The following is a 23886-nucleotide window of genomic DNA, read 5'->3' as shown; positions in this document are numbered from 1 at the left end:
CGCCGACGTACTAGTGCCCCGTTTCGGCGGCGCTCAAGCGTCGGATCGCGGCGGATCACCTGGGACAGGCGACCCACCTGGGAACCCGCTGTTCCAGTGACGCCTACGTCACGCCTCGTCGCCGTTCGCGTAAGCGAAGACGCCCTCCTCGACCGGCAGCGGGCGGCCCCGCGGGGGGAACTCGAGGACCTGCGGCGACTCGGCGTCGGCGCCGATGACCAGGGCGAAGATGCTGCGGCCGAGGACGTAGGCGGCGAGCTCGGCCACGAAACCCGGGTCGGCGGGGCCGTGGGAGACGAGGTGGTACTTGGGGCCGTGCGGGACGAGGGTGTAGCTGGTGCCGCGGATGGTGATGACGTCGCCCGCGGCGGCGAGGGCCCGCATGCGCTCGATGTCGACGGCGCGCAGGTGCAGGGCGAGGGCCTCGGCGTGGGCCTTGGTGGCGGGGGCGGCGGTGTCGACGACGTCGAGGAGCGTGTCGAGCTCCTCGCCCACCTCGTCGACGTGGGTGGCCCAGTCGGGGTTCGGCATGGCGGCGGTGGTGGCGTAGTCGTCGGCGATGCCCGAGGGGAGGCCGGTGGGCAGCCCGGGGGTGCTCGGCGTGCCGGGGATGAACTGGTTGGCGGCGTCGAGGGGGATGGCGTGGACGCGGCCGATGCCGGGCAGGGCGTCGGGGGTCGCGGGGACGATGGTGCCCTTCTGCGGGTCGACCAGGGACACGGTGCCGTGGTGGTTGACCACGTTCCAGGCGTGGCCGCGGCCGCCGTTGGCGCCGAAGGCGATGAGCATGGCGTCGGCGCCGTGGCCCGCGCGGGTGACGCGCTCGATGACGTCGCCGAGGGCCTTGGCGCCGGTGCCGACGAACTCCGGGGCGTAGGACGTCCACTCGGCCGCCCTGCTGACCGCGCCGCGCGGGGCCTGGCCGGGGGTGCCGATGCCCGCGACCCGGGGTTCGCCGTGGTAGGTCGAGTGGAACGACACGACCGCGTCGACGCAGTTGATGTCGCGGCCCGGGGTGGTGCGGTCGCCGTTGAGCAGGTCGACGAACAGGGCCGGGTCGGTGAACCGGGACCCGTTGGGCACCACGGCCGCCAGCGCCTGGACCTCCCGGGCCGAGGCGGGGGTCAGGGTGTCCTGGACGCTCCTGGTGCCGGGCGGCTCGGGGTGGGTGACCGGGCCGAAGTCGGACTCGAAGTCCTCCCGGGAGCGCTTGGTGCCCCGCGGGCCGCCGGGGTCCACGGCGGGTGTCGTGCTGGGCGTGGTGTTCGAGTTCACGGTGTTCGACGGCGTGGTGTCCGAGGTCACGGCGTTCGAGGTCACGGTGGTCGAGGGCGTGGTCACGTGGTCGGCGGCGTTCCACAGGCCGGTGACCTCGTCGGTCCCGTTGCCGCGGGACCCGCTGGGGAAGGTGGTCATCTGGAACGACTGCGAGCCAGGGGGGCCGTTGTCGATCTGCGGCGCCTCTTCCTGGATGGTGTTCATCTGGGTGCCCCGGGTCGGCCGGACCTGACCCGTGCGCGACGAGCCCGACGAACTGGACGAGGACGGGGACGACCCGAAGGTCGGCTGCGGCGCGGTGCGGTTGCGCGGCGTCTGGTTCTGGAGCGACTGGTTCAGGGCGGTCTGGTTGGCGAGGGTCACCGCGGGCGTGCCGCGGCGCAGCGGGGTGGGCACGAAGTTGGGGACGACCGGGTCCGGCTGCACGACGGTGCCCTGGACGTCCGGCAGCGCGGTGCGGGCGGCGACGGCGTCGGCGATGTCCTGCGGGGTGAAGGTGCTGCCCGCGGGCACGACGAAGGTCCGCGGCCGGATGTCGAGCCCGAGCCCGGCGACGAAGTCGACGACCTGGTTCTGGGTGACGCCCGGCTCGACCCGCAAGGTCCGGCCGCGGCCATCGGCTGGCCCCTGGTTGAGCAGGCCAGGGGGCGGCACGGCCGGGGTGCCCTGCGGGTGCAGGATCACCCCGTCCGCCGCCGGAGTGAAGGCCAGGCCTGCTGGCGGGTTGGTGCCCGCGGTGGTGTAGACGTCGGCCAGGGTGATCAGGCCCTCGCGCAGCGCGTCGGCCTCCCACACCCGGACCCGGACGTCGTCGGTGCTGGTGATCTTGACCGTGGACGGGGTGGCCAGCCTGCGGAACCAGCCCTTGATCTTGGGGATGACCTTGTTGGTCTGCCGGGGCGTGGTCTGCACGTAGAACTCGGCGGTCACGTCGAACAGGTAGGACCGGCCGCCCTGGGCCACGACGGTCAGGTCGAAGGAGCCGTTCGTCCACGACTCCGGCTGCGCGATACCGCTGTCGGTACCGAGCGTGGGCGTGGTCTGCAACGTCGCGGGTGAGGGGGTCAGCTTGTCGTTCGGGTGTAGCGCCGTACCGCCACCGAGGCCGGACGCGGTAACACCACGCGACCAGGTAACCGTGCGCGATGACCCGCTGAGCGTGATGTCCTCGGTCTCGCGGCCGTGGTCGACCTTGCCGGGGTTGTTCAACGGGACCAGGTTGAACGTGCCCGGAACGAATCGGCCGGAGACAGACACGTCGAGCAGTTCGTCGTGGAAGGTGCGCTTAGCGCCGACAATGCCCTTGGTGGAGTAAGAGGAATTGCTGAACATAGACCAGCCGCCGTTGTGCAAACCGGTACCGGTGGTCAGAGTGTGCAGCGCGTACTCGGAAGTCGTGCCCTTGGCGGTGTAAGAGGACCTGTTGTTGCCCGCGGTGCGGAAGTTGTTGCGAGCCACGGTATTGCCCACCGCGACAGGGGTGTTCGACGTCTGTGCGAAGGCGACCTCGCGGATCGCCTTGGCGGTGTCGGACCCCAGCGACTCCAGGTGCCACATGGAGTCGGGGTTGAGCGTCTGCTGCTGGACGAAGTTCGGGTCGGTCGGCGGCAGGGTCAACGGGTTGCTGGTCAGCACGTCGAAGGTCGCCGGGGTGGTCGGCGCGGTCATCGCGGGCGACGAGCCGGGCTTGGGGGCGATCAGGTCGACCGATCCGTGCGTGGTGACCGGCGCGGTCGCCATGTCGCTGCGGTCGAAGTGGCGGGCCGCGGTGAGCGTCAACGCGTCGGCGGTCGGGTTCGGGATGCGGACCCGGGAGATCTCCAGCGAGTACGTCACGTCGTGGGTCGAGCGGTCGAGCTGCTCGAAGGTCTCCAACCGCATCGGCTTGAGCGTCTTGCTGCCGGGCAGCGTCTGCGACTCCGACACCTGCTTGCCCACGCCGAGCAGCGCGCCGAGGTTGCCCGCGGTGGACCCGGGCAGGACGTTGCCCTGGTCGTCCTTCGGGGCCGCGGTGCGGACGACCAGGTCGTTCTGCAAACCGGCGGACATGCTGTAGGAGTTGGTCTCCTGGGCCGCGTCGGTGGTGGTGATGTAGGAGTAGGTGGTCTGCGAGTTCGGCGTCAGCGCGTTGGCGGGCAGCGCGGGCCGGGCCGGGACGCCGGGGACGAACTGGGTGGGCGCCGAGGTGATCCGCACGTCGACCACGTCGGTGTAGAACGGGTCGTTGTCCGGGATGGAGATCACCCCGGTGTCGGCGAGCACGTCGCGCAGCGAGATCTGCCCGCGCGGGCTGCTGAACAGCTCGGTGATCCGCTCCAGCACGTCGGCCTGCCACTTGCCGGTCACGCCGAGCTGGTCGAGGCGGGTGCGGACGTCGCGCAGCGGGTCGGGGCCGTGCAGGCGCGAGTTGAACACGGTGGTGGTGCCGTGCGAGGCGTAGCCGTTGTACGCCGGGTTGGCCGGGTCGGTGATCAGGTGCTGGGTCGTGCCGGTCGCCGCGGGCGGGGCCGGGAGCACGGCCTGGACCTCGGGTGGGATCGGCAACCCGGACTGGGTCAGCAACTCGGCGGCGGTGGTGGCGGGCATCTGCACGAGCACGCCGTCCGGCTCGTCCACCGTGACCGAGAGGGACTCCGCCTGCGAGGTCTTGATGGAGTTCCGGATGTTGACGTCGCCGGTGTAGGTGTAGCGGACGTCCATCGTCATCCACACCGTCGGGCCCTTGTAGTTGTAGAGCTGGCGGCCGCCGGGGGTCAGCTCGTCGACCTTGCCCTTGCCCCAGCGCTTGTTGCCGCCGAAGACCAGCCGGATCCGGGCGCCGAAGCGGTGCAGGCGGCGCGGGATGACGTCCATGGCCAGCTCGCCCTCCAGGCCGAACTGGCGGTTCTTGCTGTTGTTGACCACCAGGTCGCCGTCCTGGCGGCGTTGCAGCTGACCGTCCTTGCGCACGTCGACCACCCGCGGCGAGGAGTAGGTCGCGGTCGCCGAGATGGCGCCGTTCATGTCGGTGAGCCTGCCGGGCTCGAACAGCTTGTGCGGACCGGCCTTCTCGCCGTTGAGACCGAGCACCGCGGCGCCGCGCCTGCCGACCTGCGAGACGAACCCGCGCACGGCGTCGGCCGCGGTGGTGCCCGGCTTGGTGAGGTCGGAGAGCTTGTACCGGAACTGGCGCTGCGGGATGCCCGCGCCGCGGTTGGTCTCGGTGATGCTCCTGGTGCCCCAGGACGGCCAGGTGCCGCTCATGAACGGCGAGTTCCTGGTGACCGCGGGCGGCATGTTCGCGGGCGGGTTGACCACCGGCACGGTCTGCACGTTCTTGGCGAGGACCAGGTTGAGGCCCTCGGTGGAGTTGGGGCTGACCCGCACGTGCTCGACGCCCGCGAACTCGCCGAACAGCGCCGTGTCGACCACGACGGTGCCGTTGGGCTGGACCGGCGGGGTGCCGACGTAGAGGCCCGGGGTCATCGGCGACGGGGCCATCGGGCGGTCGGACCAGGCGAACTTGTCGACCGGGGCGGAGACGGTGACCGCGTTGGGGATGGTCTGCTTGGTGACCCCGGGGGTGCCCGCGGGGAGGTTCGCGTTGAGCGTGCGGGCGGTGTCGACGTCGGCGGTGGTCGGCTCGGTGAGCCGGTCGGTCGAGGCGGGGCCGAAGGTCATCTTGCCGCCCATGAACACGCGGCGGAACCAGTTGGGCGCGGGGGTGTCGCGGTGCACGACGACGAGTTCCAGGGTGCCGTCGAAGCCGCGGTACTCGCCGCCGTACGCGGTGATGCGGCCATCGCGGCCGTTGGTGCCCACCGCCGAAGTACGGCTGCGCTCGTAGGTGCCGGAGATGACCACGCGGGGCAGTGCCGTGCTCGCGGTACCGCTCGCGTTGGGGTTGCCGTTGGCGGGCTTGTCACCGCTGAAGGTAGGCCTGACCTCACCGCCCACACCGAGCTTGGCGTTGCGGCTGATCTGGTCGGTGCGCCTGCGCTGCGAGGTGACCTGGTCCTGCACGGTGCCCTTGGCCTGGCCGGACGGGTAGCTCACCGCGGGCGGCACGATCTGGGTGTAGATCTCCAGCTTGTGCAGCCTGCCGTCGGCGATCCAGGTGACCTCCTCGCCGCCGTGCATGGAGTTGAACACGGCGGTGACGGTCTTGGGGTCCGAGTCGAACTTCGCCGCCACGGCCGCCTGCCCGGTGGCGTCGAGGCCGTTGCTGATGAAGGTGACCATCTGGTCCTTGCCGGGCACCGCGGTGATGTCATCGGTGCCGATGGCGTAGGGCTGGTTGCCCGGCGCCCTGACCTGGCCGTTGGTCGGGTCGAGGTGCGGCGGCAGGGTCAGGTTGAGCTGACGGGCCAACGGGACCGGCACGGTGACCAGCTCGGTGACGGTGTCGTTGATCTGCTGGCCGTTGGTGGTGACGGTCAGCGGTCGGGTCACCTGGTAGACCAGCTCGGGCTGCGAGGAGTTGCGCTCGACGGCGGACTCGTTGCCGCGGTTGTAGCCGCCGGAGCGCCCGCTGGAGAAGTCGGAGAACAGGCCGACGAACCACTGCAGGCCCGGGATCTCCTTGCCCACGGCCAGACCGATGGCCGCGGTCGCGTCGCCGCCCTTGGTGATCGCCGCGGACGGGTTCACGCCGGTGCGCTGCTCGTCGACCTTGGTGGACGGGCCGACCAGGGTGATCTGCGGGGCGCCGTTGGGGGTGACGACGACCTGCGTGCCGCCGATGGTCTCGGTGACGGTGCCGTTGTTGGGCATGTGCCGCACCTGCTGGGACCCGAGCAGGCTGGTGATCTCCGCGCGGTGGTCGGTGGTGCCCAGCGCGGTGGTGACGCCGTCGGTGAACGCGGTGGGGATGCGCACGGCGTCGGAGGTCAGCTCGTCGCGGCCGACCACGGGCAGCGGCTGCGCGGGCGAGGTCGTCGGGACCACGGCCGGGACCCGCATGCCGCCGTGCACCGTCGCGGTCGCCGGGCCGACCGGGCCGCCGATGCGGGTGGCGACGATCTCGAAGTCGGTCTCCACCCACGGCCGGTCGCCGGTGCGGACACCGGGCCTGCTGATGTCGTTGGAGGTCATGCCCTGCGAGCGCTTGAGGGTGAACCCGGCGGAGGCGATCGGGCGCAGGAACAGGCCGCCGTCGAGGATCGGGGCCAGCGAGATGAACGGGATGCGCAGCGGCAGGTTGCTCGACCCGGCCGTCGCCTTCGGGTTGTGCGTGTCGTCGCGCCGGGTCTTGACGATGTCGGGGTGCGAGTTGGGCACCGCGTTGACCGTCGCCGCCTTGCGGGTGTCGCCGGGGCGCTTGGGGACGCCGGTGAGCAGGACCCGCGCGGTGGTGCCGTTGGGCAGGTCGACGGTGATCTCGTGGCCGTGGTTGATGATGTCGCCGAGGTGGTTGCGCACGGCGGTCGCGGCGGTCCGACCCGCCTGGTTGGCGACTGCGGGGTGGTCGCCGAACAGGCCGGTGACGGCGGTGGCCACGCCGGTGGTGTCGCCGAGCTCCTCCATGACGATCCGCTCGGTGAACGGGACGTCGGTGAGCAGGGTCAGGCCGCGCTCGACATCGCCCTGCTTGGCGGCGGTCTTCACGTCGGCCGCGGCGTCCTTGGCGTTGCGGGCGGTGTTGTTCGCCGAGGCGGCCGCGGCGGCGGCGTTCTGGGCGGCCAGCTGGGCGTTGGTGCGGTTGGTGACGAGCGTGGTGTGCAGGGTGTTGACCGTGTCGGCCTGCTGGTCGGCGGCGAGCTGCGCGGCGTCGGCCAGACCACGCAGGCGGATCGCCTCGGCGCTGTCGGTGGTGAGCTGGGTGCCGAGCGGCGTGCGCTGGCCGTTGAGCCGGGTGATCTCGGCTTCCTGGGCGGTGATCCGGCCCTCGGCCTTGGTGATGTCGGCGTCGCGCTGGGCGAACGCCGGGTTCTGCTGGGTGCTGCTCGACGGTTGGGTACTGCTCGACGGCTGGGTGCTGCCGGACGGCTGGCCGTTGGTGGCGGCCTGGGCGGCTTCCTGGGCGCGGTCGGCGGCCAGGGCGCGCTTGTCCCTGGCGACGTCGAGCTTCGCCTGGTCGACGGTGCGCTGCAGGCCGTTGATCTGGTTGTCGAGCTGATCGATCCGCTGCTGGAGGTCGCGGACGCCCTGCTCGGCAGTGTTGGCGGTGAGGTTGGCGGCGTTCGCGGCGTTGTGCCGGGTGATCTCCAGGGCGGCGGCGGCCTGGATCTGGGTGACCAGACCCGCGGCGTTCGTCACGTGCTGCTCGGCGGTCTGAAGGTGGCCGCGGGCGGTGTTGACGTGACCGGTGGTCAGCCCCAGCTCGGTGTTGCTCGCGGCTAGACGCTGCGTCGCGGTAACGGCGGCGGTAGCGGCAGCCGTCGCGGATACCTGCGGACCTCGGGCGGCGTCGTGGGCGGCGGCTTCCTGTACGCGCAGGGTGGCGATCTGCCCCTGAGTGGTCTGCCTGGCGTGTGTGGCCTGTTGGAGCTGTAGGCGCAAGGGGGCGTGGTTCTGAACCAACGCGTTGAGCGCGCCCCGCCTACCGTCACGGGCAATGGTGTCGGCGGCGATGTTCGCGGGCGGCGCGTTGTCGAGCCGGAGCTGCGCGGCGTCGAGAGCGATGCCCGCGATGTCCTCGGCCTGGTTCGCCTGGTCCACCTGCTGTTGCAGGCCGCTCTCGGTGAGCACCTGGGTGTTGAGGATCCCGATGGCGGTGTTGATCTGCTGCCGCACCGCGTCGAGCGCCTGCGTCAACGGCGTCGCGACAGCCTGCGTGGCAGCGACGGCGGCCTGCGCCTGCCGGTGCGGCTCGGCGGCACCGTGCACCTGGGCCTGCGCGGACCTGCCTGCCTGCTCGGCGCGCTGCACGGAGAGCTTCGCCTGGTCGCGGTGCCCCTGCGCGGTGGTGAGCTCCTGGGCGGCGATGGCGTTGATGTTGTTGGGCGGCCGCACACCGAACGAGTCACCGATCGCCTGCGCACCGGTACTCCCCTGGTTGTCGACCGTGTCACCGTCGACGAAGTTGCCCTCGGGATCGAGCACGATCGCCCACACCTTGCCCGCGGGCGGCGCCTTGTCGGACCAGGTCGCGGACTGGGCGTCCACATGGGACACCTCACCGTGCTGGTTGACGACGTTCCACGCGTGCCCGTCAGTGGCGTTGGGGGGCGTGGTGAACACGATGGCATCGGTTCCGTGCCCGCCGCGCTTGACCCGCTTCTCCACCTCGGCCATCGCTGCCTCGCCCTCACCGAGGAAGGCGGGCGCGTATCCGGTGCGGTCACTGGCGAACCCGGTATTGGCGCGGTCGGGGCCTGCCTTGGTGGGGTTACCGCGCCAGGTCGAGTGGAAGGCGACGGCGGCGTTGACGCAGTTGACGGTGCCGTTGACGGAGTTGATGCCCGCCACCCAGGCGCGGAAGTCCTGGAACTTGGCCGTGGTGGGGGTCGGCTTGGTGGAGGGGGCCTCGCGCCGGGGGCGCTTGGCGGAGCGCTGGGACTTGGTGGTGGGGGTGCCCGCGGTGGCGGTTTGCTGCCGCGCGGTGGTGGTGGCGAGGGTGGGGGCGGCTGAGGTGGGGGTGGTGGATTTGGTTGTGGCGGTGGGCTTTGTTGTGGTGGCCGGCTTCTTGGTGAGCTTGGCCGTGCTCTTGGGGAGAGTGGGCGCCTGCCGCTTCTTGGTGATCTTGGCGGGGGGTTTGGGAGTCGCCGACCGGGTTGAGGTGATGCCCGCTTGGGCAGCGGCGGTGACCGGCTTGGCGGTGGGGGTGGTGGGAGTCGGGGCAGTGGTCTTGGCGGAGGTGGATTGGGTGGTGTTGGACTGAGTGGTGCTCGACTGGGAGGTGGTGGTCGGGGTGGTCGCGGGGGTGGTGGATGGCGTGGTGGTCTTGGCGCCGGTGGTCGAGGACTGGGTGGTCGACGACTGGGTCGACTGGGATTGGGTCGACTGGGACTGGGTGGATTGGGACTGAGTCGACTGGGTGGTGTTGGACTGGCTCGTGGTCGACTGGGTGGTGGTGGATTGGCTCGTGGTCGACTGGGTGGTGGTCTGCGAGGTCGTCGACTGGGTGGCGGGTGACTGGCTCGTCGACTGGGTGGTCGAGGTGGTCGACTGACCGGTCGTGGTCGACTGCTGGCCGGTGGTCGACTGTGTAGTGCCGGACTGAGTAGTGCCGGACTGCGTCGGGTTCTGCGAGGTGGACTGGCTCGGCTGCGAGGTGGTCGACTGCTGGCTCGTGGTCGACTGCGAACCGCCCGGCTGGTTCGAGGACTGGGTGGTGGACTGCGTCCCACCGGGTTGGTTCGAGGACTGGGTGGTCGACTGGCCGCCGGGGTTTTGGCCCTGCGTCGACTGAGTGGTCGACTGGGTGGTGGTGGACTGCGAGGTGCCGGTCAAGGTCTGGGTCGTCTGGCCGGTCTGCGACTGGCCGGTGGAGGTCTCGGCCACCGGGGTCTGGGTGACCGGGGTCTGACTCGCCTGGGTCACCGGCGTCTGGCCCGACTGGGTCGACGGCGTCTGACCGCTCTGGGTCGCCGGGTTTTGACCGTTCTGGGTAACGGGGTTCTGGCCGGTCTGCGTGGCCGGCGTCTGGCCGTTCTGGGTCGCCGGGTTCTGGCCGGTCTGGGTCGCGGGGTTCTGGCCGTTCTGAGTGACGGGGTTCTGGCCGGTCTGGGTCACCGGGGTCTGACCGGTCTGCGTGACAGGCGTCTGACCTGGCTGCGTCACCGGCGTCTGACCTGGCTGGGTCACCGGGGTTTGACCTGGTTGCGTCACCGGGGTTTGACCCGGCTGAGTAACCGGCGTCTGGCCCGGCTGGGTCACCGGGGTCTGGCCGGGACGCGGGGTCGGGTTGCCCTGACCGGAGCCGGTGGTCACCGTCTGCCCTGGGGTCTGGGTGGGCGAGATGACCGGCGGCGCCTGGGTGACCGGCTGGTTGGCCGGGTTCTGCCCGCCCTTGGAGCCGGGCACCTGCCCACTGACGTCCGGGACGTTCTTGGGGGTCGGGCTGGTGATGGTGGTGGCGGTGGTCGGCGGGGGTGTCGAGCCGCCGGGCCGGCCGGGGGGTGTGCCGTCGCCGGTCATGCCCTTGGGGCGGGTCTCGGGGCCGGGGCCGCCCTTGCCGCCGTTGGTGGGGGCGGGTTTGGGCGGGGCGAGGGCGTTGCCGATGGCGCCGCCCGCGATGCCGCCCGCGCCGGAGACCGCGCCCGAGGTCGACGAGTACGGGTTCATCTCGAACTCGCCCTCGGTGGCGTACTTGTAGAGCGCCTCGGTCAGCGTCTCGTGGAACGCCTCGATGCCGATCTCGGTGATCGTCTCCGGCACGACCTTGTGCCAGTCGAACGCGTCCTTGCCGATCTTGCCGAGCCAGGAGTCCAGACCGGAGGTGGTGATGTGCGCGAGCGCCTTGCCGAAACCGGCCAGCGGCAGCGTCAACGCGCCACCGAGGGCACCCACCGCGGCCGCGCTGGCGGTGTACTTCGGGTTCCACTCGGTGCGGGTGCCCATGCCGAACTGGATGAGCTGCGCGACCACGTCGATGACCAGCTGGAAGGCGATGCCGACGACCTGCGCCTGGACGACCTTGATCAGCAGCCTGCCCAGCAGCGACTTGAGCAGCCAGCGCACGATCGCCATCCGGGCCGCCAGCCAGGCCATGCTGGCGCCCGCGGTGCCGAACGCGGCCGCGATGGCCCAGGCGATCTCGGCGATGAGCATGATCAGCGACAGGATCGAGACGAGCTTGACGTACTCGACCTCCAGCGCCAGGTCGCGCAGGAACTTCGCCAGCGCCCGGAACTGCTCGTCGGCGATGGAGATGTAGTTGTTCGACCCCTCGACGTAGGGCGCCATCCGGTTGGCGAACGCCTGCTCGGCGGCGCCGTCGAAGTTCGACCTGATGGTGACGACGGCGGTGCGCAGCTGCGGGGACAGCTCACCGGAGAGCCGGTAGGCCGCCCGGTCCCACGCGTCGGCGAGAGCGCGCAGCTTGTCCTCGTTGGCGTCCGGCCACTCCTCGCCGGTGAGCACCTGGAACAGCTTGCGGACCTCGTCGGGCACCATCATCGCCATCGGTCGTCACCCCTGGGTCTAGGGCCGCACCGCGGCGTCGGCGTCGTCGGAGGACTCGCTGAACACGCCCGCGGTCTTGACGGTGCGGGTGCCGGTCTCGCCGATGGTGCGCTGCATGAGGCGCAGGAACTTCAGCCCCTGCTCCTCCCCCGGCCGGTAGCCGCTGTCGAACTTCTCGCCGATCTCACCGGTGCCGCCCGCGCCGCGGTTCTCCTCGGCGGCGGCGAACAGCTCGTTGCAGATGTTGACCGCGAGGTCGACGGTGGCCTGGATGTTGACCCCGCCCTGGCGCAGGCCCTCGGGGTCGACCGACAGCCTGCTCATCGCCACTCCTTGACCGCGGCGTCGAACATGGCGGCGATCTCGGCGTTGAGCGCGGCCGGGTCGGAGAAGTCGACCACCGACGGCGCGGCGCCACCGGGCATGACCCCGGCGAACACCGCCGCGGACGCCGACGCGGCCTGCTCCTGGGCCTTGCCGATCACCTCGACCAGCCGACTCGCCAGCTCCTTGGGGGCCAGGTCGCGCCAGCGGCGGCCGTTGAACTTCAGCTCCACCAGCTTGCCCTGGCCGTCGACGGTCGCCTCGACCATCCGGTCCTCGGCGGCGACGGTGGTGGTCGCGTTGGCGACCGTGTCGACCGCGGCGGCGATCTTCTCCTGCTGCTCGCGCAGCTCGGCCAGCGCGGTGGCCAGCTCGTTGTGCAGTGGCGTGGACATCTGCGACCCGCTCCTCTCCGTTGTCGTGGTTGTCCCCGGTTACCGAGCACGGCACCGGGGACAACCCGCACAGCTCTCACACGTCCGGGTGACCACCTCGGGTTCACCGGCCACAGTGGACAGACCGCCCGGAGCGCGCCCTGGGGGTGGCTGCGCTCCGGGCGGTCATCGCGGCGATCAGCCGGAGCTGGTCGCCGAGGTCCCGGTGGCCTCGCGGTCCTGCTGCTCGGCCGCCTTGGCCCGGCTGGCCGGGGTGGTGGACCGGTGGTGGATGTGGGTCGCGACCAAGGGCTCGTCGGTCTCGACGTCGCCGGAGTCGGGTCGGCCGATGACGCCGTCGCCGACCGCGGCGTCGGTGCCCCAGATCTTCTCGTCCTCCGAGAGCCAGGTGGTGCGCTCGCGCTCCTTCTCCTCGGAGCCGCGGCCACCGCCGCCCATGCCACCCATCATCGGCGGCATGAACGGCATGCCACCGCGGTGGTCCGAGTCGGCACCGCTAGCGCCAGGGGCGCCCTGACCGCCGGTACCGTCCGACCCGCGACCGGACCAGTCGGACCAACCGTCGCCGTTGCCGCTACCGAACGGCGAGTTGCCGCCCAGGCCGCTGCCGGCGCCACCGCCCGCACCGAAAGCCCCGTCAGCGCCTAGACCGCCCGCACCGTCACCGAGGCCGCCAAGGCCGCCGCCGGTGCCGAACGACCCGTCCGCGCCGACCCCGGCACCGCCACCGGCGGCACCCCACGAGTCGAGCCCTCCACCGCCGAGACCGCCACCGCCCAGCCCGCCGCCAAGACCCCCACCGAGGCCTCCGCCGAGCCCGCCACCGAGACCACCGCCGTTGAGGCCGGGCAGGTTGGGGAGGGGACCGGTCCCCGGCAGCGAGCCGGGACCGAAGTTCACGCCGCCGTTGGGCGCACCGCCCGAGGACCCACCGGGCAGGTTGGGGACCAGCGGCGGGCGGGTGACCGGCTGACCGGGCGACCAGCCGTCGTCGTCGATCGTCCCGTCGGGCGAGGTGTCCAGGCCGGGGAGGTTGGGCAAGTTGGTGCCGCCGTTGGGCTTCTCGTCGTCGCGGCCACCGCCGGGGCGCAGACTGGGCGGCAGCACGGGCGGGACGAAGCCGCCGTTAGCGCCACCGGGCAGTCCGTCACCGTCAAGGCCACCGTTGGCGCCGTTGCCAAGACCGCCGATGCCCTCCGGCAGACCGTTGGGGCCAAGAGCCTCGTTGAGGCCGCCGTTGGGTCCGCCGTTCGGGCCGCCAAGCAGGTTCAACCCGCCGTTCGGGTCAGGCAGGTTCGGCCCGCCGTTGGGGCCACCGTTGGGACCGTTGAAGTTCTGCCCGCCGTTGGGCCCGCCGGGCAGGTTGGTGCTACCGCTGGGAGGCGGCGGCACGTTGGTGTTGCCGTTAGGGGGCGGCGGGATGTTCGTGTTGCCGTTCGGCGGGGGCGGTACGTTGGTGTTGCCGTTAGGACCGTTGGGGTTCGTGTTGGGGTCCGGAGGCGGGCTGCCGATCGTGGGCGGCTGATTCGTCTTGAGGTCGCCGAGGCCCTTGCCCGCGCGGCGGTAAGCGGTGTCGAGCGCGGCAAGAGCGGTGCGGGCCGCGGTGTCGAGCTTGGTCATCGCGACCATCGCGACCTTGCTGATCGCGGTGTTGACGTTGAGCCAGGTGTTGCTCGTGGACAGGTCGCCGGTGACGGTGCCGAAGTCGGTGGGCATCGCGGGGGCGCCGCTGGTGCTGTAGCGGGCGAAGGCGTCCTTGATGAACTGCTCGGCCTTGGCCCGGTCCCCCGCGCCCCACTGGTCGAGCAGGTACGGCGGGGTGCCGCCCTTGGTGGACACGTCGATGCCCGCGTTCTTGATGTAGGCGTTGACGTTGCCGACGAACGAGTTCGCGGTGTTCATCGGCGCGTTGAGCAGGAACACGGCCTGCTCCTGCCACGCGTTGTACATCGCGGTGCCGAAGGTGGACAACGCGGTCGCGGCCGCCTCCAGGCCCGCGGGGGTGGCCGGGGTGCGGTCGAGGGTGATCTGGTTGTGCAGGTCGTTGAAGGTGAAGTTGAGCCTGCGCAGGTTCACCTGGATCGCGTAGGCGGCCTTGCCCTTGAACGCGCTGTCGTCGCTGTCGAGGCTGTCGGCCCACGACTTGGTGGTGGTGCGGTTGGTGTCGAGGAAGGTCAGGTACTTGTTGACCACGGTGCGGGAGGCGTCGAGGTGGGGCTTGTTCATCAGCCCCGCGATCCCGGTCAACGCCCTGGCCGTCGCGTCGTTGATGCTGTTCCAGCCCGCGTACCAGGCGTTGAACGCGGTCATGTTGAAGTCGGCGCCGAAGTAGTACTTGTCCCACGCGCGGTAGGAGAAGGAGTTCGACGCCGATCCGGGCGGGGTGAAGGTGAACCAGGTGTTGGGCGACTCGCCAGTCCCACCGCCGTTCTCGAGGAGGGCGTGGAGGTCGCTGCCCAAACCGGTGACCGCGAACAGGATCTGCTCGAAGGTCGCGGTGGAGAAGTCCCCGGTCGCGGGGATCGTGGGGTCTGGCATCGCTGTCGCTCCTGGGTCGTTGGCTGCTGGCTACTTGCCGGGGGTGCCGCTGAAGCCGCCGCCGACGTTGAAGTCGGGGAACTCGGCGATGAACCGGGTGATGTCGTACTCGGCGAGGTCGTCGGTCTCCTTGAAGATCCCCTTGGCCGCGACCAGCGCGTTGCGGAACTTCACGATGGCCTGCCTGATCGCCTCGTTCTGCTGCTCGACCGAGCCGCCGAACTCCTTGCCCTTGGTGACCAGGGTGATCGCGGGCTGCCACTTCTGGGTGCCGGGCTGGACGGTGAAGTCCGAGTCCAGCGGCATGGTGTCGGAGTCGGTGGACAGCCGCAGGTCGTCCTCCATCTGGTCGAGGACGCGGATGAGCTGGTTGTACCGCTCCTCGTCGAAGGTGATGTTCGCCATGACTGCTCTCTTCCTTGGGCTTGGGGTGCGCGAGGGGTGGGGCGGGGCGCCGCGCGTGCGGTGTGCGGCGCGGCGCCCCCCGCGGATCAGCCGAGCATGATGCCCTGGCCGCGGCTGTCGCCCTCGGAGAAGATCTCGTGGACGTTGATCGACGACAGCGACTGGGAGTTCAGCTTGGTCTCCATGTCGGTGTAGGTGACCGTCCACTGCGCCTGGGCCTCCTGCCACAGCGGCGTGGCCTTGCCCTGGGTGGCGACCTCGATGTTCTTGAGCGAGGCGTTGAGGTTGCTCAGGATGTCGCCCAGCTGGCGGACGTACATGTAGAGCTGCTCGTTGAGCTCGAGGTAGCCGTCGTGGTCGATGTCAAAGGCGGTCATGGCGGGTGTCCTTTCCGGAACTGGCGAGCGGGGGGTGAGGGGGGAGGTCAGGAAGCGCCGTTGGAGGCCGAGTCGGCGTCGGTCTCGGCGGTGCGGTTGGTCTGCAGCAGCGCGGTCGCCTTGCCGTTGAGCGCCTCGAGCTGGGTCTTGACGACGTTGAAGTCGCCGGTCCAGTCGCCGATCGCGGCCGCGAGCTTCATGCCGGAGGTCGAGTTGTTGACCGAGGGCAGCATCGCCTGGATGTTCATGACGCCCTGGTTGAGGTTGCCCATGTTCTGCAGGCTGGTCTCGGTGGCGGTGATGATGCCCTGGAGGGTGGCGTCGTCATAGCCGTAGCGGTTGGCCATCGTGGTTCTCCTTCGGTGTCAGGCGATCTTGTCGAGCACGGGCCCGGTCGGCAGCAGCGCGATGAGGTCCGCGGGGACCGGTGCGGCGCTGTCGGCGGGTTGGCCCAGCGCGGCGGCGGCGTCACCGCTCGCGACGGGGAACTTGGTGCCTGCGTCGGTGACGAGGTACATACCTGCGCCGGGGACGCCAGGGGCGGGGCGGGTCCTTACGAGCAACCCGGCACCGGGGGCTACCAGCACCCGGTCCGCGGTACGGCTGTCGCGGACGGCACCCTGGACGGCGGGGTCCGGCTGGCCACCGACCTTGGGGCCGACTACGACCTCTGCCTTCTCCCCCGCCCAGCGGACGCACGGGGCGCCGTCGCCGAGATCAAGGGCCGCGGGCGGTTCGGCGGGCAGGGCATTCTGCCAGTCGAGGGCGGGCAGCATGGTCGAGGCGGCTAGCGCCGAACCGGTGACCTGGCGCGGTGGCTCTGTCGAGGCGGGGTCCGCTACCAGCAGGGCGGCGACGGTGGCGCTGACCGGGAGCAGTCCGCCCGGTTGCACGAGGTAGAACCGGTCGCCGACAACGGCTTCGGGTACCTGGATGAGCAGTCCGTTGGTGGTGGGCCTACCGGCGATGACCGGTCCGTCCCCGCCGCGTTGGACCTTGGGTGAGCCGAGGTCGGGGGCCGCGGGGAGTGCGTTGAGCCAAGACTCGGTGACCCGCACAGCCGTGCCGGGGTCAAGACCGAGCGCGGTGGGCACCCAGCCGGCGGTGATGCGCATCCGGCGGTCGCGCCAGACGAGGTGTGTGGTGCCGTTGGGGGTTCGTACGAGCAGCGCGCCGTCGGCGGTGGGGATCTGCCGGCCGTCCGCGGTGAGGGCTAGGGCCACGGCCGGTCCGTCCGGTGTGGACATGGAGCAGACGGTCCACGCGCGGGGCGCGCCACCGGCGGTGGGCAGCGTGTCCGGGGCGCCCATGATCCCGACCGGGCCGCCCTGCGGCATGCCCGCCAGGTCGGCGGACTCGACGGTGGCGACCTTGGGCGCGGCGCCGAGCAGCAGCCGGGCGGAGGCGTAGTTGAGGACCGGGCGGAGCCTGCCGTCCACCATGACGTAGCGGCTACCGGTGTCCTCGGCGACGATCAGCGCCCCCGGCTCCCGCCAGGCGTCACCGCCACCGGGCGAGAGCAGCCCGACGACCAGGATCACGACCAGCACCAGCCCGGCGACCGCGGTGCCGCCGAAGAGGCCGACGACGGTGCGGCGCAGCGGCCGGTCCAGCGAGTCGGGGTCGACCCGCAGAACCGCGCTCACCAGCCTGCCGACGAGGAAGGAGTGGGCCTGGACCTGGTCACGCCTGCTGTACATGGCTTGCCTCCGTTTCTCGTTCGGTCAGTACACGGGTGGAGCGGGGCGGAAGGTTCACTACGACCAGGCGGCCATGAGTGCGGTGTAGACACCGGCCACCGACAGGGCCAACGGGATGACGGCCAGAGCGGTCCCCCAGTGCAAGAGGTCACCCCAACGGCCCCAGCGCGGCACGAGTTTGCGTTCGGGGATGACGTGCGCGGCGGCCAGTGCCAGGCCCGCGGCGATCACCAGTCCACCGAGCAGTACGGGGCGGAACGGTTGTGACACCTCGGTTGTGCCTACCAGCAAGAGGGCGAACAGACCGGCGATCGCCGGTGCCATCGCGGAGAGGCGTTGGAATGTGGCGTTGAGCTCTCTGGCGTGCAAGAGCATCAGCAGCGCGGTGACGGCGGTGAGGGTCTTGGCGTCCCACTTGCTGTCGAACGCGAGGATGACCATGGAGACACCGGCGACCGCGCCGAGGGACACGAAGAACGCTGTCAGGTAGGCGTTTGCGCGGTTGGCGCTTTTGAGCACTCTTGCGCTGGGCTGCGGGTCTAGGTCTTGCTGGAACTCGGCGGCGCTTGTCGGTACCTGGTCCACTGCGAGTCCGGCCAGTCTTGCCGAAGCGAGGGGTGCGGCCCTGACTAGTGCCAGAGCGAGAACCAGCGTCACCGCGGCGGCTGCGGCACTGCTGAACCCTGTGACTGTCGCGAATCCACCGCCGATGGTGGCTAGAAGTGCCGCTACGCCTACCGCGGTGAACGGGGCGTCTGTTCCACCTACGGCCACCCTGGCGATGACTCCGGCGACTGTCGCGGCGGCCGCGCCCGCTAGGACACCTGGTCCGGTGAAGAGACCGTGCACACCTGCGGGTATCGCCAGACCGGCCAGGGCAGCGGAAACCGTGCCGAACGCGGCTAGGACCAGTGCGGCCGGGCGGTCACCCAGTGCCCTGCTGGCGGCAGCTGCCGCGGCTAGTAGGACTACCGCGACGGCGCCAGCGAAGATGGCGTTCGCCCCGGCCGCGAACACCGCGGCCGCGGCGACCAGTCCCATCAGGACGACCAGGGCGCGCTTGGTCATCGAGGGGCGCCACTTGTCCTCCCTGGCGGAGAGTCCGGTGTGGATGCCGTCGACCAGGTCGTCGAAGTCGACCAGCGGCAGGAGCGCGTCCCGGGGGCGCAGGTGCAGCAGGTCGCCGTCGTAGAGCCCGAGCGCGGCCGTCCCGTTGTCCTCGTCGAGCGGCGGCTCGCCGAGGCGCTGCAGCACCCAGCCCCCGTGCGCCAGGCCGGTGGTGGCCAGCGCGGGGTCGAGGTGCCCGAGCACCGTCGGCATCAGGTCGGCGAGCGGGACGTGGGCAGGGACGGCGAGTTCGACCCGGGAGGCAGGCCCGCAAATGGTCAGCCTGCACATCTCGCCGGAACCCGCGGCAGCGGTGGTGGCCATGCCAGGGACACGGCCGGGACGGCGGGGATGGTTCAGAGCGGTTCGGTGAACTTCAGATGACCTACCGCCGTCTCGCTGACATCGCCGCGCCCGCGCGGTGAGGCCGGGAAACTGGGGTGAACTCCCGCGACGGGGTGAGCCGTGTAGTGGGGGACGGGCAGCAGTCGTGAGGGTCAGGAGTGGCGGATGAGTACCACGCTGTTTCGCAGGCAGGCCAGGGAGAAGCCGCCGGAGATGCCCGGTGGGGAGTTGTCGCTGCAGGAGCCGCCGGTGTTGCCCGAGACCATCGGGGGTGGCATGGGCGGGATGCTCATGTACCTGCCGATGACCATCGGCGGTGGCGCGGCGATGCTGTTCTTCATGGGTCCGCAGAACCCGCAGATGGCGCTGATGATGGCCGGGATGATGGGCCTGATGGGCGTCATGATGCTCTTCGGCCAGATGGGCCGGGGCGGCGCCGACCGCAGGCAGCGGCTCAGGGGTGAGCGGCGGGACTACCTGCGCTACCTGTCCGGTACCCGTGCGCAGATCCGCGCCGTCGCCGACCAGCAGCGGACCGCCCTCGGGTGGCGCCACCCGGAACCCGCCGCGCTGTGGTCGGTCGCCATGACCAGCAGGCTGTGGGAGCGCCGGGCCGCGCACGCCGACTTCGCGGAGGTCCGCATCGGGGTCGGGCCGCAGCGGTTGGCGATGGCGATGAACCCGCTCAACACCAAGCCGGTCGCCGACCTGGAGCCGCTCTCCGCCCGCGCGCTGCGCCGGTTCATCAACGCCTACACCACCATCTCCGACCAGCCGACCGCCCTGTTCCTGCGCGGCTTCGCCCAGGTGCGCTTCTCCGGCGACGAGGACACCATCCGGGCCACCGTGCGCGCGCTGCTGGCCCAGCTGGTCACCTTCCACTCCCCCGAGGACCTGCGGGTCGCGGTGTGCGCGAGCGCCGACCGGCTGCCCGAGTGGGACTGGGTGAAGTGGCTGCCGCACGCCCAGCACCCGGTCGAGCAGGACGGCGCGGGCCAGGTGCGGCTGCTGGCCGACGGGGTCGACGCGCTGACCGAGCTGCTGGCCGCCGAGCTCGACGACCGGGCCAGGTTCGAGGCGGCGGCGACGCCGAGCCGCGAGGAGCCGTACGTGGTCGTGGTGCTCGACGGGGTGGACGTGCCCGCCGAGGCGCGGCTCGCGGCGGCCGGGTACCGCAACTCCGTGGTGCTCGACGTCTCCGGGGCACTCGACGGGTCCGCGGGCCGGTCGCGGCTGCGGCTGGAGGTCACGCCGACCGACCTGCACACCGTGCGGACCGACCGGACCGGCCAGCAGGTGCGCACCCGGCTGGGGCGCCCGGACGTGGTGAGCGTGCCGAAGGTCGGGGCGCTGGCCAGGGTGATCTCGCCGTACCGGATCAACTCCACCGGCGACGTCGCCGAGCCGATGGTCGCCGACTTCGACCTGCCCCGGCTGCTCGGGGTGGCCGACCTGGACGCGCTGGACCCGAAGTCGCTGTGGCGCACCGGGATGGGCAGCGAGCGCTTCCGCATCCCGCTGGGCATCGCCGAGGACGGCTCGTCGGTGGACCTCGACATCAAGGAGTCCGCGCAGGGCGGCATGGGCCCGCACGGGCTGCTGATCGGCGCGACCGGCTCCGGCAAGTCCGAGCTGCTGCGCACCCTGGTGCTGGGCCTGGCGATGACGCACTCGTCGGAGATCCTCAACTTCGTGCTGGTCGACTTCAAGGGCGGCGCGACCTTCCTCGGCCTCGACCGGCTGCCGCACACCTCGGCGGTGATCACCAACCTCGCCGACGAGGCGCCGCTGGTGACCCGCATGCAGGACTCGCTGCACGGGGAGATGGTGCGCCGCCAGGAGCACCTGCGGGCGGCGGGGAACTTCAGCTCGCTGCTGGACTACGAGCGGGCCAGGCAGGCGGGGGCGCCGCTGGACCCGCTGCCGACGCTGTTCCTCATCGTCGACGAGTTCAGCGAGCTGCTCGCGGCCAACCCGGACTTCGCGGAGCTGTTCGTCATGATCGGCCGCCTCGGCCGGTCGCTGGGCGTGCACCTGCTGCTGGCCTCGCAGCGCATCGACGACGGCCGCATGCACAAGCTGGAGAGCCACCTGTCGTACCGGATCGGTCTGCGCACGTTCTCCGCGATGGAGAGCCGCTCGGTGATCGGCGTGCCCGACGCGTACCAGCTGCCCAGCGCGCCCGGTAATGGTTACCTGCGCAGTGATGTCGCGACGCTGGTGCGGTTCAAGGCCGCCTACGTGTCCGGCCGGTATCAGAGGCGCACGAAGGAGCAGCGGCAGGAAGAGGTGCGTAGGCAGGTCGTCGCGTTCGGGGCGGGCCGGCTGCCCACTGCGGCCGAGGTCGAGGTGGTGGCCGCTCCGGTCGCGGACGAGCACGTTGACACTGTCTTGGACGTGGCGGTCGAGAAGCTCTTGGGCCAGGGACCGCCCGCGCACCAGGTGTGGCTGCCGCCGCTGGACAACCCGCCGCCGCTCGACCAGCTCCTGCCGCCATTGGTGCCACACCCGACGATGGGCCTGACTCCCGCCGATTGGCCTGGCCGTGGTGGGTTGAAGATCCCGGTGGGTGTCGTGGACAAGCCGTTCGAGCAGGTTCGCGATCTGCACATGGTCGACCTGTCCGGTTCCGGTGGGCACGTCGGCATCGCGGGCGGTACCCAGTCCGGTAAGAGCACCCTGCTGCGGACCATGATCACCGCGCTGGCGATGACGCACACACCGGCGGAGGTGCAGTTCTACTGCCTCGACTTCGGTGGCGGCACGCTGTCGGTGCTGGAGGGTCTGCCGCACGTCGGCGGGGTCTGCGGGCGGTTGCAGCCGGAGCGGGTCGGCCGGACCATCGCCGAGGTCAAGGGCATCCTGGCCGAGCGGGAGAAGGTGTTCGCCGAGCACGGCATCGAGAGCATGGCCGCCTACCGGGAACGGCGGGCCGCGGGCGAGTTCGCCGACGACCCGCACGGCGACGTGTTCCTCGTGGTGGACGGCTGGGGGTCGCTGCGCGCGGACTTCGAGCAGCACGACCAGACCATCCGGCAGATGACGGTGCGCGGCCTCGCCTACGGCGTGCACCTGGTGATCACCGCGGGCCGCTGGTCCGATGTGCACAGCGCGCTGCGCGACCAGCTGGGCACCCGGCTGGAGCTGCGGCTCGGTGACGCGATCGACTCGGTGATCGACATGCGCAAGGCGGGCCAGGTGCCCCGGCTGCCCGGCCGCGGCCTGACCCAGGACAAGCTGCACTTCCTCGGGGCGGTGCCCCGCGCGGACGGCGAGGCCACAGCGGAGGGGCTGGCCGAGGCGACCCGCGAGCTGGTCCGGTCGGTGGCCGAGTGCTGGTCGGGTCCGTTCGCGCCCCGGGTGCGGACGCTGCCCGCGGTGCTGCCCGCCGCTGAGCTGCCCGACCCCGAGGGCCGCATGCGGATCGCGCTGGGCTCGGGCGAGCTCGACCTGAAGCCGGTGTGGCACGACTTCTCCGCGCGACCGCACCTGACCGTGCTGGGCGACACCGGTAGCGGTAAGACGGCGGTGCTGCGTCTCATCGCGCAGGCCATCCCCAAGGCATACGGCGCGGACGAGGCACGGATCGTGCTGCTCGACCCGCGGCGCGGGCTCCTTGAGTCGATCCCGGAGTCTTACCGGCACGGTGTCGCGGTGTCGTCCGGGCCTGCCGCCGAGCTGATCCGGCCGTTGGCCGCGGACCTCAAGACCCGCGTTCCCGGCGCGGACATCACCCCGAGCAGGTTGCGCGACCGGGACTGGTGGACCGGGCCGGAGTACTTCGTCATCGTCGACGACTACGACCTGGTGCACAGCGGCGCGGGCGGTCCGCTCGACTCGCTGGTCGAGCTGCTGCCGCAGGCCGGGGACATCGGCCTGCACGTGGTGCTCGCCCGCGCGGCGGCCGGGTCGGGCCGGATGTCGATGGACGCGGTGGTGCGGCGGTTGCAGGAGTCGAACACACCCGACCTGGTGCTGTCGGTGCCGCCGAACGAGATGCCGCTGCTCAACGGCCAGCGCGGTCGGCAGCTGCCGCCCGGGCGCGCGCTGCTGGTCACCCGGCGGGACTTCACCTCGCTGCAGATCGGGTGGACGGAGGAGCCGTCATGAGAGGCTGGGCCGTGCTCGCCGCCGTGGGCCTGGTGCTCGCGGTGCCGGTGCTCGGGGTTCCAGTGCCCGCCGCGGCGCAGCAGCAGGGGCAGTGCGCGCCGCCGGAGGCGACGGTGGCGCAGCCGGTGCCGTGGGCGCAGCAGCGGCTCTCGCCCGAGCGGGTGTGGGCGATGACGAAGGGCGCGGTGCGGGTCGCGGTGGTCGACACCGGGGTCAGCGCCGAGGCGCCGACGTTGGCGGGGGCGGTGGCCGAGGGGGTGGACGTCTCGGGTGGTCCCGCGAACACCGACTGCGCGGGGCACGGGACGTTCCTGGCCGGGTTGATCGCGGCGCGGCCGATGGAGCGGACCGCGTTCGCCGGGGTGGCGCCCGCGGCGCAGATCGTGCCGGTGCGGGTGACCAACGACCCGGCGCGGGTCGACCCGGTGGTGTTGGCGGCCGGGCTGCGGGCCGCGGTGGACAGCGGGGCGCGGATCGTCGCGATCGGGGTGGTGAACACGGTCGACGCGCCCGAGTTGCAGGCGGCGGTGGACCTGGCGCGGTCGCGGGACGTGGTGGTGATCGCCCCGGCCGCGGTGCGGCAGGCCAAGCAGCGGGCGTACCCGGCGTCGGCGGACGGGGTGGTCGCCGTGGCGCCGGTGGGGCCGGACGGGCCGCCGAAGTCGGCGTTGCTGGGGGCGCAGCCGACGGTGGCCGCGCCCGCCGAGCAGCTTGTCGGCATCGGACCGTCGGGATTGGGCCACCGGTTGGCATCCGGGCCGGAACTGGCGGTGGCGTTCGTGGCAGGTAGCGCTGCCTTGGTGCGGGAGCAGTACCCGGAGTTGCCCGCTGTCGAGGTCGTGAAGCGGTTGATGGCTACAGCGGACCGACCATCCGGGCAGGTACCGCATCCTGCGGTGGGCTACGGGATCGTCGACCCTGTCGCGGCGGTGAGCACTCTCCTCACGGGACAGACCAAACCGGCACCGTCGACTGAGCACATCTCGATGGTCTTACCCACCCCGGAAGACACGGGACCGGCGCGCGCGGCCATGTGGTTCGTGGCGGTGTTAGCGGGTGCGTCGCTGGTCGCGGGGGGTACGGCCGCGGTGGTGGGGCGCGCGCGGCGTCGGCGTTGGCGGGCGGCCGCCGGGTAGGGGTAGGGATATCCCCACCGGTACGGGGGTGGTGGCCTCCGCGAGGTGGAGGGGTGTCCCCCTGGTTTGGGGGGATTGGCCCAGAGAGTGTCGGGGTAGGAACCGGAAGTCTTGTGTCAGAGGG

The 23886-nt window shown here is 71.3% G+C and carries 11 protein-coding genes; 2 read left to right on the top strand and 9 right to left on the bottom strand.

Features of this window, described 5'->3' with window-relative positions; translation table 11 throughout:
• Window positions 1-108: 108 nt before the first annotated feature.
• From BMY07_RS00490 to eccD, 9 genes are all read right to left on the bottom strand, one after another.
• Window positions 109-11325, bottom strand: coding sequence for a toxin glutamine deamidase domain-containing protein (locus tag BMY07_RS00490; RefSeq protein ID WP_092774391.1), 11217 nt, complete (start codon window positions 11323-11325; stop codon window positions 109-111).
• Window positions 11326-11343: 18 nt separating this feature from the next.
• A complete protein-coding gene (locus BMY07_RS00485; RefSeq protein ID WP_092774390.1) occupies window positions 11344-11649 on the bottom strand; it encodes a hypothetical protein in 306 nt (101 codons plus the stop codon).
• Window positions 11646-12044: a YbaB/EbfC family nucleoid-associated protein gene (locus BMY07_RS00480; RefSeq protein WP_092774389.1), complete on the bottom strand. Its 399-nt coding sequence runs from the start codon at window positions 12042-12044 to the stop codon at window positions 11646-11648. The genes BMY07_RS00485 and BMY07_RS00480 overlap by 4 nt, the downstream gene beginning before the upstream one ends.
• Window positions 12045-12221: 177 nt before the next feature.
• The gene (locus BMY07_RS34010) at window positions 12222-14582 is read right to left on the bottom strand and encodes a hypothetical protein (protein ID WP_177215357.1); all 2361 of its coding nucleotides are present in this window, start codon (window positions 14580-14582) and stop codon (window positions 12222-12224) included.
• 30 nt (window positions 14583-14612) lie between these two features.
• The gene (locus tag BMY07_RS00470) at window positions 14613-14987 is read right to left on the bottom strand and encodes a hypothetical protein (RefSeq protein ID WP_092774388.1); all 375 of its coding nucleotides are present in this window, start codon (window positions 14985-14987) and stop codon (window positions 14613-14615) included.
• An 86-nt stretch (window positions 14988-15073) separates the two neighbouring features.
• Complete coding sequence (locus BMY07_RS00465) at window positions 15074-15364, bottom strand: hypothetical protein (RefSeq protein WP_092774387.1); 291 nt, start codon at window positions 15362-15364, stop codon at window positions 15074-15076.
• 47 nt (window positions 15365-15411) lie between these two features.
• The gene (locus BMY07_RS00460; protein WP_092774386.1) at window positions 15412-15711 is read right to left on the bottom strand and encodes a hypothetical protein; all 300 of its coding nucleotides are present in this window, start codon (window positions 15709-15711) and stop codon (window positions 15412-15414) included.
• 18 nt (window positions 15712-15729) lie between these two features.
• Window positions 15730-17064, bottom strand: a complete 1335-nt coding sequence (gene eccB, locus BMY07_RS00455; protein WP_092774385.1) for a type VII secretion protein EccB — start codon at window positions 17062-17064, stop codon at window positions 15730-15732.
• Between the two features lie 57 nt (window positions 17065-17121).
• Entirely contained in the window at window positions 17122-18495 is a 1374-nt protein-coding gene (gene eccD / locus BMY07_RS00450) for a type VII secretion integral membrane protein EccD (RefSeq protein WP_092774384.1), read from the bottom strand.
• Between the two features lie 186 nt (window positions 18496-18681).
• Here eccD and eccCa point away from each other — a divergent pair, with 186 nt between their 5' ends.
• Together eccCa and BMY07_RS00440 are read left to right on the top strand one after the other, a co-directional pair.
• The gene (gene eccCa, locus BMY07_RS00445; protein WP_092774383.1) at window positions 18682-22626 is read left to right on the top strand and encodes a type VII secretion protein EccCa; all 3945 of its coding nucleotides are present in this window, start codon (window positions 18682-18684) and stop codon (window positions 22624-22626) included.
• Window positions 22623-23762 (top strand): S8 family serine peptidase, encoded by a 1140-nt coding sequence (locus BMY07_RS00440; protein ID WP_092774382.1) that lies wholly within the window; start codon window positions 22623-22625, stop codon window positions 23760-23762. Before eccCa ends, BMY07_RS00440 begins: the two co-directional genes overlap by 4 nt.
• Window positions 23763-23886: the final 124 nt, after the last annotated feature.

Source organism: Actinokineospora terrae (assembly GCF_900111175.1).
GTDB lineage: Bacteria > Actinomycetota > Actinomycetes > Mycobacteriales > Pseudonocardiaceae > Actinokineospora > Actinokineospora terrae.
This window is presented reverse-complemented; position numbering and strand designations above follow the sequence as displayed.